The following is a 14,594-nucleotide window of genomic DNA, read 5'->3' as shown; positions in this document are numbered from 1 at the left end:
CGTTTCAGGAAACCAACGAAAAAACCATAGCGCCAGCAGCACCTGGGCTATTGGCAACGGTAGTCGGAGGGCATCCGGCTGTTGCGGAAAGGATCAGTGAGCGCATCGGTGTACTGCCCCATCAGCAGGCGGTGGGTCGGCAGCAGGTTCTGCCGGTAGAAGCGGCCGAACGATGCGAGACGCTCGCCGCGCGCGGTCAACCGCACACAACCATCATGGATCTGCACGGTTCCAGACTGCAGCTGCTCGGTCAGGCGCACTTCCACCAGGTGATGCTCGGGGACGTACTCTTCGATGAAGACCTGCCGGAAGGCATCCTCGCGGATGCCGCCACCACGCTGCTGCAGCTTCTCCAGGATGTAGAAGGACAGCGAACGATCGATGACGGTCGGGACCGAAATCGCGAACACGTAGCCTCCCAGCAGCCAGATGGCGGCCAGCTGGATCATTTCGAGGCGGCTGAAATCCCTGAACCACTTCAACGCGTACAGGCCCGCAAACACCACCACCACTGCGATCACCGCATCGAGGATGCTGGCATACAGCACCACGTTCACGCGGAACTGGCGCATATGGACGTAGTAGACCAGCAGCAGGGTGGCAATGAACGCGAGGGTTGCCAGCGCGGCACGCAGATACTTGTTCATTTGAACACCAGGAATTTGTTGGCAACGAAGCTGAAAGCCATCTGCATCCCCGTGGCCAATACGAATCCGATGCGGTAGTCCAGACCCCATCGATCGGCCCAGAAGTACATCACCAGCGCATGCAGCACGGCGATCGCAGCGTAGATCAGCAGGAACAGCGAACCCTGCCGTGCCAAGCTGCCCTGCCTGCCATGGAAAACGAAGTAGCGGCTGCCGAGGAACGACACGGTGATGCCGAAGACTGCTGCAATCGCATTGGCCACCGCGGCCAGCGGGATGTGCAGCACCTCGATGTTGAAATGCAGCACTCCGTAGTGCACTGCGGTGGCGATCAGGCCATTGATCACGTAGCGGACGGCCTGTCCGCCCAGCGCATCCTTAGCCACCGCGGTGGCCGGCATGCAGGACCTCGTCAACGAACTCGCGATAGCTGCCCACGCTCATGACGCCACCGCCGCGCATCATCCCCGACAGCATCAGGATGATCAGCGTCAGTGCCGCGGTCTGCAGGAACACCAGCACCAGGATGCCGAATGCCAGCGAGAACCAGCCCTGCGATGCAAAGCCCAGCATCTTCAGCCCGGTGGCGACGATGCCGCCGATGATCGACAGTGCTGCCACCATGGTGCAGGCGATGCCCACGCGCACCAGCACGTCCTCGGCAAACACCATCAGTGCACGGAATCCGTGCAGGGCCAGGCCAACGAAGTTCATCTTGCTGCGGCCGGCATAGCGCGGACCACGATCCAGCGCACAGGTCTGCACGCGCAGCTTCGAGCCCAGCACGCAGGCTGCAACGTGGATCCACAGCTCCTGCATCGATGCCAACCGGCGCACCGCCGGCATCTTCGCCGCCATGAAGTTGCCGAAGCTGATCTGGCGCCCGCTGAGCAGCGAGAACAACAGCTTGTATACGATGTAGAACGACTTGAACTTCAGTGATTCGACCCGGCTGCGACGGCTGGCCACCACCACATCGACATCGGCCGAATCCAGGCCCGCCACCAGCTCGCTGATGCTCTCCGGCGTATCCTCGCCATCGGAATCCATCACCACGACAATGTCATTGCCATCGAAGTGTTCGGCCACATAGCCCAGGCCGATGGCGATCGCACGCTGATGCCCGACATTGCGACGCAGGCGGATCACCACGCCCTCCAGCCCCGAAGCCTCAATGGCGCTGATCGGCAATGGCTGCCGCACCGAGCCGTCGTCCACGGCCACCACATAGGTGTCCGGGCCCTGGGTGCGGGCGAGCTCTACGAACAGCTTCGAGGAGGCTTCAAGATCCTCGTAGACCGGCATCACCACGATCTTTCGCATCGTCGCCACCTCAGGCCTGCAAGCGATGGCGGAAGTAGGCGATGGTCTCCTTCAGGCCGTCCTCCAGGCCGACCTTGGGCTCCCAGCCCAGATCCGCTTTGGCCAGGCTGATATCCGGCTGGCGTTGGCGTGGATCATCCGAGGGGAGCGGACGGTACTCGATCTTCGACGCGCCGCCGACCAAACGGAGCACGGTCTCGGCCAGTTCCAGCATGGTGTACTCGGACGGGTTACCGATGTTGATCGGCCCGGTGAGATCAGCCGGGGATTCCATCAGCCGCAACATGCCCTCAATCAGGTCATCGACATAGCAGAAGCTGCGCGTCTGGCTGCCATCACCATAGATGGTGATCGGCTCGCCCTTCAGGGCCTGCACGATGAAGTTGCTGACCACCCGGCCGTCATTGGGATGCATGCGCGGGCCATACGTGTTGAAGATGCGCATGACCTTGATCTCCAGCTGGTGCTGGCGCCAGTAATCGAAGAACAGCGTTTCGGCGCAACGCTTGCCTTCGTCGTAGCAGCTGCGGATACCGATCGGGTTGACCCGGCCCCAGTAGCCTTCCACCTGCGGGTGGATTTCCGGGTCGCCGTAGACCTCGCTGGTGCTGGCCTGCAGGATGCGCGCGCGCAGGCGCTTGGCCAGGCCGAGCATGTTGATAGCGCCGTGCACGCTGGTCTTGGTGGTCTGCACCGGGTCCTGCTGGTAATGGATCGGTGACGCCGGGCAGGCCAGGTTGAAGATCCGGTCCACTTCCACATAGAGCGGGAACGTCACGTCATGGCGCATGAGCTCGAACCGTGGGTGGCCCAACAGCCCATCCACGTTCGCCTTGCTGCCGGTGTAGAAGTTGTCCACGCAGAGGACGTCCTGGCCGCCCGCGATGAGCCGATCGCACAGATGCGACCCAAGGAAGCCCGCGCCACCGGTCACCAGCACGCGTTTCTGATCGTGAGTGAATTTCAAAGCAAACCTCGATCCTTCTGGAACAGCAGGCCAATCGGCGATGGCCACGCGGGCCATGTCCTCGGTCGTCAGCGCGCAATTGTATGCGAACTGCCTGCTGGCCATGGCCCATCGACGGGGAATCGGCCTGCCCCTCCCAAGTCAACGCTACTGGCCGGGCGCCCCTGGCTCACCGGCCGTTTGCAGACCCTCCCGCTATAATCAGGTTTCTCTATCCGGATGGACTGCTTCGATGCCCCTGCCCGCTTTCAAGGCCTACGATATCCGCGGCCGTGTGCCGGAAGAACTGAACGAGGACCTGGCCCGTCGCATCGGCGTCGCCCTGGCCGCGCAGCTCGCTCCCGGTCCGGTGGTCCTCGGCCACGATGTGCGCCTGACCAGCCCGGCTCTGCAGGATGCGCTGACCGCAGGCCTGCGTGGGACCGGCCGTGAGGTGATCGACATCGGCCTGTGCGGCACCGAGGAGGTCTACTTCCAGACCGATCACCTCGGCGCGGCCGGCGGCGTGATGGTGACCGCCAGCCACAACCCGATGGATTACAACGGCATGAAGCTGGTTAAGGAGAACGCGCGGCCGATCAGTTCGGATACCGGCCTGTTCGCGATTTCCGACGCGGTCGCCGCCGATACCTCCGAGGCCCAGCCGCCGCGTGCCAGGCAGACCGCCCAGCATGACAAGCATGCATACATCCAGCATCTGCTGAGCTACGTCGATGCCAGCAAACTGAAGCCGCTGAAGCTGGTGGTCAATGCGGGCAATGGCGGCGCCGGCGCCATCGTCGACCTGCTGGCACCGCACCTGCCGTTCGAGTTCATCCGCATCTGCCACGAGCCGGACGGCAGCTTCCCCAACGGCATCCCCAACCCGCTGCTGCCGGAAAACCGCGCCGCCACCGCCAATGCGGTGCGCGAACACGGTGCCGACTTCGGCATCGCCTGGGACGGTGACTTCGACCGTTGCTTCTTCTTCGACCACAGCGGCCGCTTCATCGAGGGCTATTACCTGGTCGGCCTGCTGGCCAAGGCGATCCTGGCACGCCATCCCGGCGGCAAGATCGTGCATGACCCGCGCCTGGTCTGGAACACTGTGGACATGGTCGAGCAGGCCGGCGGTGTCGCGGTGCAGTGTAAGAGTGGCCATGCATTCATCAAGGAAAAGATGCGTGCCGAAGACGCGGTGTATGGCGGCGAGATGAGCGCACACCACTATTTCCGCGAGTTCGCCTACGCCGACTCGGGCATGATTCCGTGGCTGCTGATCGCCCAGCTGGTTTCCGAGAGCGGCCGTTCGCTGGCCGACTGGGTTGAAGACCGCATGGCCGCCTACCCGTGCAGCGGCGAGATCAACTTCAAGGTCGCCGATGCCAAGGCCGCCGTCGCGCGCGTGATGGAGCATTTCGCGGCGCAATCGCCCACGCTGGACCACACCGATGGCGTCAGCGCCGACTTTGGTGATTGGCGCTTCAATCTGCGCAGCTCCAATACCGAGCCGCTGCTGCGCCTGAACGTCGAAGCACGTGGCGACGCATCGCTGATGCAGGCGCGCACCGACGAAATCTCCCGTCTCATCCAGCAGTAACCGAGGCCCGCATGAGCAGCATCCAGCCCGTCATCCTGTCCGGCGGATCCGGTACACGCCTATGGCCGCTTTCGCGCGAGGCCTACCCGAAGCAGTTCCTGCCACTGGCAGGCGAGCTGACGATGCTGCAGGCCACCTGGCAGCGCGTCGCTCCCATTGCCGCTCACGGGCCGCTGGTGATCGCCAACGAAGAGCACCGCTTCGTCGCCGCCGAGCAGCTGCAGCAGGTCGGCGCTGAACCAGCGGCGATCATCCTGGAGCCGGTCGGCCGCAACACTGCGCCGGCCATCGCCGTGGCTGCGCTGGAAGCCACCCGTAACGGTGCCGACGCGCTGCTGCTGGTGCTGCCCTCCGACCATGTGATCACCGACGAAGGCGCCTTCCGCAAGGCGGTGCAGGCCGCTGCCGATGCCGCCGAAGCCGGCAAGCTGGTCACCTTCGGCATCGTGCCGACCGGCCCGGAAACCGGCTACGGCTATATCAAGGCTGCCGGAGGCCAGGGTCTGCGTGCGGTCGAACGCTTCGTCGAAAAACCCGACCTCGACACGGCAACCGGTTACGTCGCCAGCGGCCAGTACTACTGGAACAGCGGCATGTTCCTGTTCAAGGCCTCGCGTTACCTGCAGGAACTGGAGCGCTTCCAGCCGGCGATGCTGGCCGGCAGCCGCCAGGCCTGGCAGCAGGCGCGCCGCGATGCCGACTTCACCCGCCTGGACAAGGATGCCTTCACGGCGGTGCCGCCGGACTCGATCGACTACGCGGTGATGGAAAAGACTGCCGATGCGGTGGTGATCCCGCTGGACGCCGGCTGGAACGACGTCGGCTCGTGGACCGCACTGCGTGATGTCTCGCAGCAGGATGGCGACGGCAACGCCCACCAGGGCGATGTGATCGCCATCGACTGCCGCAACACGTACGCCTATGCGCAGCGCCTGGTGGCACTGGTCGGCCTGGACGACGTGATCGTGGTCGAGACCGACGACGCCGTGCTGGTCGGCAAAGCCGACCGCATGCAGGAGGTCAAGACGGTCGTGGCGAAGCTGAAGGCCGAAGGCCGCAGCGAAGCCACCTGGCATCGCAAGGTGTATCGCCCCTGGGGCGCCTACGATTCAATCGACAACGGCGAGCGTTTCCAGGTCAAGCGCATCACGGTCAAGCCTGGCGGTACGCTCAGCCTGCAGATGCATCACCACCGCGCCGAGCACTGGATCGTGGTCAGCGGCACCGCCGAGGTGACCCGCGGCAACGAGGTGATCCTGCTCAGCGAGAACCAGAGCACCTACATCCCGCTGGGCGTGACCCATCGCCTGCGCAATCCCGGCAAGCTGCCACTGGAGCTGATCGAAGTGCAGTCGGGCAGCTACCTGGGCGAGGATGACATCGTGCGGTTCGAGGACACGTACGGGCGCAACTGACGCGGCGCCAGCTGGTGGGTGCCGACTGTTGGTCGGCACGTCACCTACCGGGTCAGGCAATCTCCGCCATGACCCGCTTCAGGCCGTCCTGCCAGGTCGGCAGCACGATGCCGAATTCCTGCTGCAGCTTACGGTTGTCCAGCACCGACCAGGCTGGACGCTTGGCCGGGGTCGGATACTCGGAACTGGGAATCGCCTCGACGGTCGGCACCTTGACCAGCACGCCGGTGGCCAACGCTTCGGCGAAGATCGCCTCGGCGAACCCATGCCAGCTGGTCTGGCCATTGGCGGTAAGGTGCCAGGTACCAGACAGCTGATCCGGATGCTGCAGCGCTTGCACGGTAACATCGGCGATCAGCGCGGCCGGGGTCGGCGTACCGATCTGGTCGGCCACCACCCGCAACGCATCACGCTCGGCACCCACGCGCAGCATGGTGCGCAGGAAATTCGCGCCGTGCGAGGCATAGACCCAGGCCGTGCGGAAGATCAGGTGGCGGCCACCGGCCGCGCGTACGGCATCCTCACCATCTCGCTTGCTGGTGCCATATACACCCAGCGGCGCAGTCGACTCATCTTCGCGGTACGGCGCGGAACCCTGGCCATCGAACACATAGTCGGTGGAGTAATGCACGAACGGCACGCCATGCGCCGCACACCATCGTGCGATCACACCCGGAGCCTGCGCATTGGCCGCAAAGGCCGCGTCGACCTCCTGTTCGGCACGGTCGACCGCAGTGTAGGCCGCGGCGTTGACCACGATCGACGGCTGCAGACGATTCAGCAGGGTCGGCAGGCTGTCAGGCTGGCCGAAATCGGCGGTTTCGCAGGCACTGCCATCCGGCAAAGCACCACTGCGGGTGGTCGCAACGACCTTGCCCAGCGGCGCCAGCACGCGCAACAGCTCCTGGCCGACCTGGCCGTTGCCACCGAACACCAGCACGGTCATGGCACGTAGACCGGCAGGCGGTCCTCAGCAATGTCCTTCAGGAACGGCGCGTTCTCATCCTTGGCCGACAGCGTCGGTGCACTGATCGGCCAGTCCACGGCGATATCGGCATCGTTCCAGCGCACTCCGGCATCGAAGTCCTTCAGATAAACCTCGGTACACAGATAGCTGAACACCGCCCGCTCGGACAGCACCGCAAAGCCGTGCGCGAAGCCTTCCGGAATCCAGAACTGCTTCTTGTTCTCCGCGCTCAGCACCACCGCTTCCCACTGGCCGAAGGTCGGCGAGCCACGACGGATATCCACAGCCACGTCGTAGACCTCGCCTTCCAGCACGCTGACCAGCTTGCCCTGCGGGCGCGGCCACTGGTAATGCAGGCCACGCAGTACGCCCTGTGCGGACGTGGACACGTTGCTCTGCACGAAACGGTCGGGCAGGCCCAGCGCGGCGAAGCGTTCGGCGTTCCAGGTTTCGAAGAAGTAGCCACGGGCGTCGCCGAACACGGCCGGTTCGATCACCACGCAGCCCGGCAGCTTGGTTTCAATCACTTTCACGGAACGACTCCACGCAGGGCGAGTTTGTGCAGGTATTGGCCATAGCCATTCTTGATCAGCGGGGCGGCCAGCGCCTCCAACTGCTCAGCATTGATCCAACCGTTGCCGAAGGCGATTTCCTCCGGACAGGACACCTGCAGGCCCTGCCGGGTCTGAATAGTCTCGATGAAATTGGACGCTTCCAGCAATGACTGATGCGTACCCGTATCCAGCCAGGCGTAGCCACGGCCCAGCGGCTCCAGATGCAGAGTGTTCTCGGCCAGGTACCGACGGTTCAGATCGGTTATCTCCAGCTCGCCACGCGGCGAGGGCTTTAGCTCGGCAGCATGCGCGCTGGCGTCACCGTCATAGAAGTACAGACCGGTCACCGCATAGTTCGAACGCGGGATCTCCGGCTTCTCCACCAAGTCGACTACCTTGCCACTCTTGTCGAACTCGGCCACGCCATAGCGCTCTGGGTCGTTCACCCAGTATCCGAACACGGTGGCGCCCTCCCTGCGTTCATCGGCCCGCTTGAGCACTTCGCGAAGGCCATGGCCGTGGAAGATGTTGTCGCCCAGCACCAGGCAGCTCGGCTTGCCGGCGACGAAGTCCTTGCCGATCAGATACGCCTGGGCCAGCCCATCGGGGCTGGGCTGCACTGCGTACTGAATGTCCATGCCCCACTGCGAGCCATCGCCCAGCAGCTGCTGGAACAGAGCCTGTTCATGTGGAGTGTTGATGATCAGCACTTCACGGATGCCCGCCAGCATCAGCACGCTGAGCGGGTAATAGATCATCGGCTTGTCATACACCGGCAGCAGTTGCTTGCTGACGCCCTTGGTGATCGGATACAGCCGGGTGCCGGAACCACCGGCGAGGATGATGCCCTTGCGTTGGGTCATGTCGTGTCCCTTGTTCAGACTGTGGTGCCGATGCGCTGCAGACGGTAGCTGCCATCCAGCACGCCGTTGACCCATGCCTGGTTATCCAGGTACCAGTCGACGGTGAAGGTGATGCCCTGCTCGAAGGTATAGGCCGGTTCCCAACCGAGGTCGTTCTTCAGCTTGGAGGCATCGATCGCGTAGCGGCGGTCGTGGCCGGGGCGATCGGTCACATACGTGATCTGGCTGCTGCGCGGCTGGCCATCCTCGCGCGGGCGACGCTGGTCCAGCAGCGCGCAGATCGCCTGCACCACTTCGATGTTCTGCTTTTCCGAATTGCCACCCACGTTATAGGTCTCGCCGACCTGGCCCTTGGCCAGCACGGTGCGGATCGCTTCGCAGTGGTCGGACACGAACAGCCAGTCACGCACCTGCTTGCCATCGCCGTACACCGGCAGCGGCTCGCCGGCCAGCGCCTTGGCGATCACCAGCGGAATGAGCTTCTCCGGGAAGTGGTACGGCCCGTAATTGTTCGAGCAGTTGGTGGTCAGCACCGGCAGCCCGTAGGTGTGATGGAAAGCGCGCACCAGGTGGTCCGAGGCCGCCTTGGACGCCGAGTACGGCGAATTGGGGGCATACGGGGTCGTTTCGCTGAACTTGCCGGTCTCACCCAGGGTGCCGTACACCTCGTCGGTGGACACGTGCAGGAAGCGGAAGGCCGCGCCCTGCCCGGCCGGCAGCGCCTTCCAGTAGTCGCGGACGGCTTCCAGCAGGCCCAGGGTGCCCACCACGTTGGTCTGGATGAAGGCGCCCGGGCCGTCGATGGAACGGTCAACGTGGCTCTCAGCCGCGAAATTCAGCACCGCATCCGGTTGGTGCTCGGCCAGCAGGCGGGATACCAGCGCGCTGTCACCGATGTCACCCCGCACAAACACGTGGTGCGGGTTCCCGTCCAGGCTGGACAGCGTCTTCAGGTTGCCGGCGTAGGTGAGCACATCGAGGTTGATGACCTTGATACCGCGGGCGACGGCCTCGAGAACGAAGTTACCGCCAATGAATCCGGCGCCGCCGGTGACAAGCCATGTGGGCACTACGTGATCTCCTGTTCAATGTTGACGTCCACAGGCACCCACGGTGCCCGATATAGCGGCACAGAATACATCGAGGGGACCTTCACGACTGCTTGCATGACGTGAACGTGTCAGCGGGACGCGGTATCACGGCTTTTCGTGCTGCGTTGCAATACTTTCCATACGCATTCGCATGGTCACTCCAAGCCAGCTAGAATCGGGATCCCACCCCCGAACCGGTTGCTGTTGCAGGACCGGGCGTTCTCCGCAACTGTGAGCCGGCCAGCGGCCGGCACTACAAGGATCGAGCAGCAGATGAAAATCCTCGTCGCGTACAAGCGCGTGGTGGACTACAACGTCCGCATTCAGGTCAAGCCGGACGGTTCCGGCGTGGTCACCGACGGCGTCAAGCTGTCGCCCAACCCCTTCGATGAAATCGCCCTGGAAGAAGCCCTGCGCTTGCGCGACAAGGGCATCGCCAGCGAAGTGGTGGTCGCCACCATCGCTCCGGCCGACGCCCAGGCGCACCTGCGCAACGGCCTGGCGATGGGTGCCAACCGTGCCATCCACGTCGTCACCGACCAGGCCATCCAGCCGCTGACCGCGTCGCGCACCCTGCTCAAGCTGATCGAGAAGGAACAGCCGGACCTGGTGATCCTCGGCAAGCAGGCCATCGACGACGATGCCAACCAGACCGGCCAGATGCTGGCCACGCTGTGGGGCCGCCCGCAGGCGACCTTCGCCAGCAAGCTCGAGATCGCAGACGGCAAGGCCACGGTCACCCGCGAAGTCGACGCCGGCCTGGAAACGCTGGAAGTGGACCTGCCGGCGGTGGTCACCACCGACCTGCGCCTGAACGAACCGCGCTTCATCAAGCTGCCGGACATCATGAAGGCCAAGGCCAAGCCGCTGGAGACCCTGCAGCTGGCCGACCTCGGTGTTGAAGCCGCGGACACCTTCAAGACCACCCAGTACGCCGCGCCGTCCAAGCGCAGCAAGGGTGTGATGGTCAAGGACGCAGCCGAACTGGTTGCCGCACTCAAGCAGAAGGGGCTGCTGTAATGAGCAAGATTCTCGTCATCGCCGAACACCACGACGGCAAGCTCAACGCCGCCACCGCCAAGACCGTCAGCGCCGCCGCCGCCATCAGCGGTGCCAGCATCGATGTGGTGGTGCTGGCCGCCGATCCGGCCGCCGTCGCCGCAGATGTGGCGAAGATCGCCGGCGTTGCCAAGGTCCTGACCGTGGCCAACGCCGCCAACGCACAGGCCATCGCCCAGGTGCTGGCGCCGCAGATCGCACAGCTGGCCAAGGGCTACAGCCACGTGTTCGGCCCGTCGACCACCTTCGGCAAGGACCTGATGCCGTGCGTGGCCGCCCTGCTCAGCGTCAACCAGGTCTCCGACCTGATGACCGTCGAAGGCAGCCACACCTTCAAGCGCCCGATCTACGCCGGCAACGCAATCATCACCGTGGAAGCACCGGCCGACCAGGTCGTGGTCGCCACCGTGCGTGCCGCGTCCTGGCCGGAAGCCGCCCAGGGTGGCAGTGCCGCCGTCGAAGCGGCCAGCGTCGACGCCCCGCTGCCGACCCACACCCGCTTCGTCGGCCTGGCCGCCGGTGCCTGCGACCGCCCGGACCTGCAGAGCGCCAAGCGCGTGGTCTCCGGTGGCCGTGGCGTCGGCTCGGAGGAGAACTTCAAGGTCATCTTCCAGCTGGCCGACAGGCTCGGCGCTGCCGTCGGTGCCTCGCGCGCCGCGGTCGATGCCGGCTATGTGCCCAGCGACCTGCAGGTCGGCCAGACCGGCAAGATCATCGCGCCGGAACTGTACGTGGCCGTGGGCATCAGCGGTGCGATCCAGCACCTGACCGGCATCAAGGATGCCGGCACCATCGTGGCGATCAACAAGGACGGCGACGCGCCGATCTTCGAGATCGCGGATATCGGCCTGGTAGGGGATCTGTTTACGATCCTGCCGGAGCTGGAAAAGGCACTATAGGCGAACCACTGGGCCACTCTCCCCCGCTCAGGGGCGAGTGGCCCATTCGACCTTCCATACCTGGGCACCAAACGCTCGTGCAGCTGCAAGTCCCACATCAGAGTCCTCGAACACCACGCACTCGTCAGCGCTTACTCCAAGCAATTGCGCCGCGTGCTGGAAAGGCTCTGGATCCGGCTTCTGCTTCTCAACGTCAGCGCTGGTCACCACAACCGAAAACAGGTCGTCAAGACCCTTCGCCTGCAGCAGCGGACCGACTGAACCCGGCGATGCCGCGGTCACCAGTGCGATACTCACTCGAGGCCGCAGCAGCCGTAGCGTTTCGACCAGCGCTTCATTGACACGCACCTGCGATGTCATGCCGGCGTACAGACGACGTTTGCGTTCGGCCACGCGTTCATGCGCACAAGGATGTCCTGGAATCACCGACTGCAGCATGAGCCGCCACGCCAAGCGACCCACGGTACGCTCCAGCGTGGAGTGATCGTAGGGCAGCCCCTCTTCGTCAAGCGCCAGGCGGTAGGCCGCCAGATTGACAGCGTGAGTGTCGACCAAGGTCCCATCCAGATCGACAAGGACGGCCTTGATCATGACGGGCGCGCCGGATAAGCGGTCTGGAACTCGCGCACCAGCAGGCAAAGGCCCCCAAAGAAGGCGAGGCCGGCCTCACGGTTCGCGCGCAGCTGATAAGGAATCAAGCGCAGATAGTTGACCAGCTCATGCAGATATATCTGCTGCATTGCATCGGCTCCGAGGCGCTGGGTAAGCCCATCCACCACGTGGCGATAGATGCTCTCGTACTGGAAAGAACGATGCAGCCCAACTGTCAGCCTGTTGCCAACCAAGCTGGCGCGGGGTGCTTTATGCAACGCCTCGTAGCCCAGATGCAGGGACTGCATCAGTTTGGCAAAGTCGATCAACGGAGACTGGAAGCCATTGACTGGATTGGGATCGATCAGGAACCATCGCCCAGGCTCCAGTACAGTTCCCTCGAGCATGATGTTCTCGATAGTCAGGTCGCCATGAATGCTGGACTGACGACGGTCTGTCAGACGACCGACGAGCGCTTCGGGGTCCTCCATCATCTGCAACTGGGCCAGGTCGAAAGGCTCGCCGTTAAGCTCAATCCAGCCCATATCGAGTATGTCCTGGAACTCTGCGCGAATGGTGCGATAGTTCGCCACCACCTTGGTGGCAATGTAATCGGCCACTACCGCATCCGACGCTGGTTCGCAGGCGCTGATGGCATGGAAGCTGGACATCCGCTCGATAACGTCGTCCAGCAAGGCCATGGACATGTTGACCGGCTCGGAGTGAATACCCTCGTACAGGTCGCGACTTCCTCCTATGAATGCCATGTCATAGAAATAGTCTTCGCCATCGGCACGGGTTTCGATAATGTCCACCAGCGGAAGATCGCCACGGTAATTCTGCAACCATTCACGCTGGATGCGCAGCTTGGCCCCAAGCGCAGCCGTCGCAAACTTCCGGACACGCAGCGTCCCGGCAACTTCCACCAACGCAGTGACGGCACCGGATCCACCGTGAAATATCCGGTGCACGAGAACGTCATCGACTCCGCGTTGCTCGAACTCGGAAAGCAACCCACCGCGTCCCCGATAGTGCCTATCCAGGAACGCATTGTATTGACCAAGCGAATTGAACGTCTGCGATCTCGACCTCAACTGACCTCCGCCGTAGGCTTCAAGCCTGCTGATCGCACGCAGGCCACCACGCAGACCTGCCAACGCATTGAATCCCGACAGGTAGGCATACACCAGGATGATCGGCACCGGCAGAATCAGGTAGGCCAGCAACCACGGGCTCTGCAACACGGCAAGGGATGCCGGCTGGCCTTGAGTGCTATCTCCGTAAACCGCAAGGAAGGTGGCGGCAACGTCTTGATCTGCACCTATGGAGAACAGGGCCAGCGACGCAAGCGCCGCCCCCCACATCGCGACGGTCAACGCCCAGAAGCGTCCACGCGCGAGCAGCGACGGCTGCAGCAGCAACTGGGTCACCAGATAGCAGAAATGCAGGATCGCGCTCTTCAGGCTGTCGTTGAACAGCGACGCCAACATCAACAGGGCGCGACGTGATGTCGCGGAACACAACAGCAACACGAAAAACGCGCTCAGCGCGAACAGAGTGACCAGCGAGCCCAGCACCAGCTGAGGAGCAGCTGGCCAGCCGGGCAGCACCACGAGAAGCAGAACGAGTATGGCCAGATCGATCAGGCGCTCAACGAAGACTGTCGCCAGGACCGTCGAAAACCGCGTTCGCACGGTATAGGACAGCAGCCCAGTTCTGACAAGCTCACCCAGCCGCAAAGGCAGCAATGCATTGATGAGATAGCCAACGCTGAGTGCCGCGAGCGGGCGCGTATTGGACACTTCCACCCCGGACCGGGAAAGGATGACCCGCCAGCGAATGGTTCGGACAATATGCGAGAAAAGCAACAGCAGCACAGCTGCGAAAAAAAAGCCCGGTTTCATTCCAGCGGCCCTTCCAGCCGCTGCAACTCTTCGCTCCGGAGAAGCGCGTCGCGATACTCTTCCGGCGTACCAAACGGAATATGAGAATCCAGATCGAAGCCGCGCACTTCGCCTCCGGATGCCACGATGTCATTGTACAGGCCGCTGACAAACAGCTCCGGATAGGGGCAGGTGCGCTCATACGAGCGTGCAGCCGTTTCGATCAGGTGCATGCTGCGAAAACCATACAGGCCGGCGATGGCACGGTCACTGATTGCGACCTTCTCCGCAGTACGCTGCAGCCGCCCCTCCGCATCGTAGGCCGCGAAGGAAAAGTGCGGAGTTGTCGAACGAAAATGGGAAAGGAAGCCATCAGCTCCCCGCTCCAGCGCAGCGATCGCCTGCCTCAGGCGCGAGTAGGAGAACGCGTGGTCGCAGTCGTTGACCAGTACCGGCCCCTCCCCCGCCAGTGCCCCGACTTTCAGCACAGTTTCCAGGGCCCCGGAGGTAACCTCAGGGATGGCCAGCACCTGTGCTTCGGCAAAGTATCTCTTGACCTGCGCGTCGATGCCGAAGGCATCGATATGCTCCTGCAGTACCACGAATACCAAACGTGTATGCGGAAGCTGACGTAGCACGCTGAGAGTCGCCCAGTAGAAGAACGGCTTGCCGCCCAACTGGATCATCGGCTTGGGCAAGGGCTCACCTTGCTGGGCGAACCGTGAGCCACGGCCGGCCATCGGCATGATCATGCAC

At 63.4% G+C, this 14,594-nt stretch carries 15 protein-coding genes; 4 read left to right on the top strand and 11 right to left on the bottom strand.

The annotated features are described in order from the left end of the window. Positions 1-47 precede the first annotated feature (47 nt). From ACMZPQ_RS19925 to ACMZPQ_RS19910, 4 genes are read right to left on the bottom strand one after another with little or no spacing between them, the layout of a single operon-like run. Positions 48-647 carry a hypothetical protein gene (locus ACMZPQ_RS19925; RefSeq protein WP_312645363.1) on the bottom strand — a complete coding sequence of 200 codons (600 nt, stop codon included), beginning with the start codon at positions 645-647 and terminating at the stop codon, positions 48-50. Continuing rightward, complete coding sequence (locus tag ACMZPQ_RS19920; protein ID WP_197580359.1) at positions 644-1,048, bottom strand: GtrA family protein; 405 nt, start codon at positions 1,046-1,048, stop codon at positions 644-646. The genes ACMZPQ_RS19925 and ACMZPQ_RS19920 overlap by 4 nt, the downstream gene beginning before the upstream one ends. Next, positions 1,026-1,970 (bottom strand): glycosyltransferase, encoded by a 945-nt coding sequence (locus tag ACMZPQ_RS19915; protein ID WP_197580360.1) that lies wholly within the window; start codon positions 1,968-1,970, stop codon positions 1,026-1,028. Before ACMZPQ_RS19915 ends, ACMZPQ_RS19920 begins: the two co-directional genes overlap by 23 nt. Positions 1,971-1,980: 10 nt before the next feature. Beyond that, on the bottom strand, positions 1,981-2,937 hold the full coding sequence (locus ACMZPQ_RS19910) for an NAD-dependent epimerase/dehydratase family protein (RefSeq protein ID WP_197580361.1): 957 nt from the start codon (positions 2,935-2,937) through the stop codon (positions 1,981-1,983). Positions 2,938-3,169: 232 nt separating this feature from the next. Between ACMZPQ_RS19910 and ACMZPQ_RS19905 the strand changes: the two genes are divergently transcribed. Both ACMZPQ_RS19905 and ACMZPQ_RS19900 read left to right on the top strand, forming a co-directional pair. Beyond that, positions 3,170-4,516 (top strand): phosphohexomutase domain-containing protein, encoded by a 1,347-nt coding sequence (locus tag ACMZPQ_RS19905; RefSeq protein WP_197580362.1) that lies wholly within the window; start codon positions 3,170-3,172, stop codon positions 4,514-4,516. A gap of 11 nt (positions 4,517-4,527) precedes the next feature. Continuing rightward, positions 4,528-5,931 carry a mannose-1-phosphate guanylyltransferase/mannose-6-phosphate isomerase gene (locus ACMZPQ_RS19900; RefSeq protein WP_197580363.1) on the top strand — a complete coding sequence of 468 codons (1,404 nt, stop codon included), beginning with the start codon at positions 4,528-4,530 and terminating at the stop codon, positions 5,929-5,931. 52 nt (positions 5,932-5,983) lie between these two features. Here the strand turns inward: ACMZPQ_RS19900 and rfbD are convergent, their stop codons facing one another. From rfbD to rfbB, 4 genes are read right to left on the bottom strand one after another with little or no spacing between them, the layout of a single operon-like run. Further along, the gene (gene rfbD / locus ACMZPQ_RS19895; RefSeq protein ID WP_197580364.1) at positions 5,984-6,877 is read right to left on the bottom strand and encodes a dTDP-4-dehydrorhamnose reductase; all 894 of its coding nucleotides are present in this window, start codon (positions 6,875-6,877) and stop codon (positions 5,984-5,986) included. Then, entirely contained in the window at positions 6,874-7,431 is a 558-nt protein-coding gene (rfbC, locus tag ACMZPQ_RS19890; protein ID WP_033835936.1) for a dTDP-4-dehydrorhamnose 3,5-epimerase, read from the bottom strand. The genes rfbD and rfbC overlap by 4 nt, the downstream gene beginning before the upstream one ends. Next, complete coding sequence (gene rfbA, locus ACMZPQ_RS19885; RefSeq protein ID WP_197580365.1) at positions 7,428-8,315, bottom strand: glucose-1-phosphate thymidylyltransferase RfbA; 888 nt, start codon at positions 8,313-8,315, stop codon at positions 7,428-7,430. Before rfbA ends, rfbC begins: the two co-directional genes overlap by 4 nt. 14 nt (positions 8,316-8,329) lie before the next feature. Beyond that, positions 8,330-9,385, bottom strand: a complete 1,056-nt coding sequence (rfbB, locus tag ACMZPQ_RS19880) for a dTDP-glucose 4,6-dehydratase (RefSeq protein ID WP_414486109.1) — start codon at positions 9,383-9,385, stop codon at positions 8,330-8,332. A gap of 294 nt (positions 9,386-9,679) precedes the next feature. Here rfbB and ACMZPQ_RS19875 point away from each other — a divergent pair, with 294 nt between their 5' ends. Next, positions 9,680-10,426 (top strand): electron transfer flavoprotein subunit beta/FixA family protein, encoded by a 747-nt coding sequence (locus tag ACMZPQ_RS19875; RefSeq protein ID WP_012509979.1) that lies wholly within the window; start codon positions 9,680-9,682, stop codon positions 10,424-10,426. Continuing rightward, on the top strand, positions 10,426-11,364 hold the full coding sequence (locus ACMZPQ_RS19870; protein WP_197580366.1) for an FAD-binding protein: 939 nt from the start codon (positions 10,426-10,428) through the stop codon (positions 11,362-11,364). The genes ACMZPQ_RS19875 and ACMZPQ_RS19870 overlap by 1 nt, the downstream gene beginning before the upstream one ends. Before the next feature lie 27 nt (positions 11,365-11,391). Here ACMZPQ_RS19870 and ACMZPQ_RS19865 read toward each other — a convergent pair whose 3' ends face one another. Genes ACMZPQ_RS19865 through ACMZPQ_RS19855 form a run of 3 tightly spaced genes read right to left on the bottom strand, consistent with a single transcriptional unit; the run spans position 11,392 to position 14,590 of the window. Continuing rightward, complete coding sequence (locus tag ACMZPQ_RS19865) at positions 11,392-11,955, bottom strand: HAD family hydrolase (RefSeq protein WP_197580367.1); 564 nt, start codon at positions 11,953-11,955, stop codon at positions 11,392-11,394. Further along, positions 11,952-13,859: a lysylphosphatidylglycerol synthase domain-containing protein gene (locus tag ACMZPQ_RS19860; protein WP_197580368.1), complete on the bottom strand. Its 1,908-nt coding sequence runs from the start codon at positions 13,857-13,859 to the stop codon at positions 11,952-11,954. Before ACMZPQ_RS19860 ends, ACMZPQ_RS19865 begins: the two co-directional genes overlap by 4 nt. After that, positions 13,856-14,590 carry a glycosyltransferase family protein gene (locus tag ACMZPQ_RS19855; protein WP_197580369.1) on the bottom strand — a complete coding sequence of 245 codons (735 nt, stop codon included), beginning with the start codon at positions 14,588-14,590 and terminating at the stop codon, positions 13,856-13,858. Before ACMZPQ_RS19855 ends, ACMZPQ_RS19860 begins: the two co-directional genes overlap by 4 nt. Positions 14,591-14,594 lie beyond the last annotated feature (4 nt).

It is taken from the genome of Stenotrophomonas maltophilia (genome assembly GCF_047497515.2).
Lineage (GTDB): Bacteria > Pseudomonadota > Gammaproteobacteria > Xanthomonadales > Xanthomonadaceae > Stenotrophomonas.
This window is presented reverse-complemented; position numbering and strand designations above follow the sequence as displayed.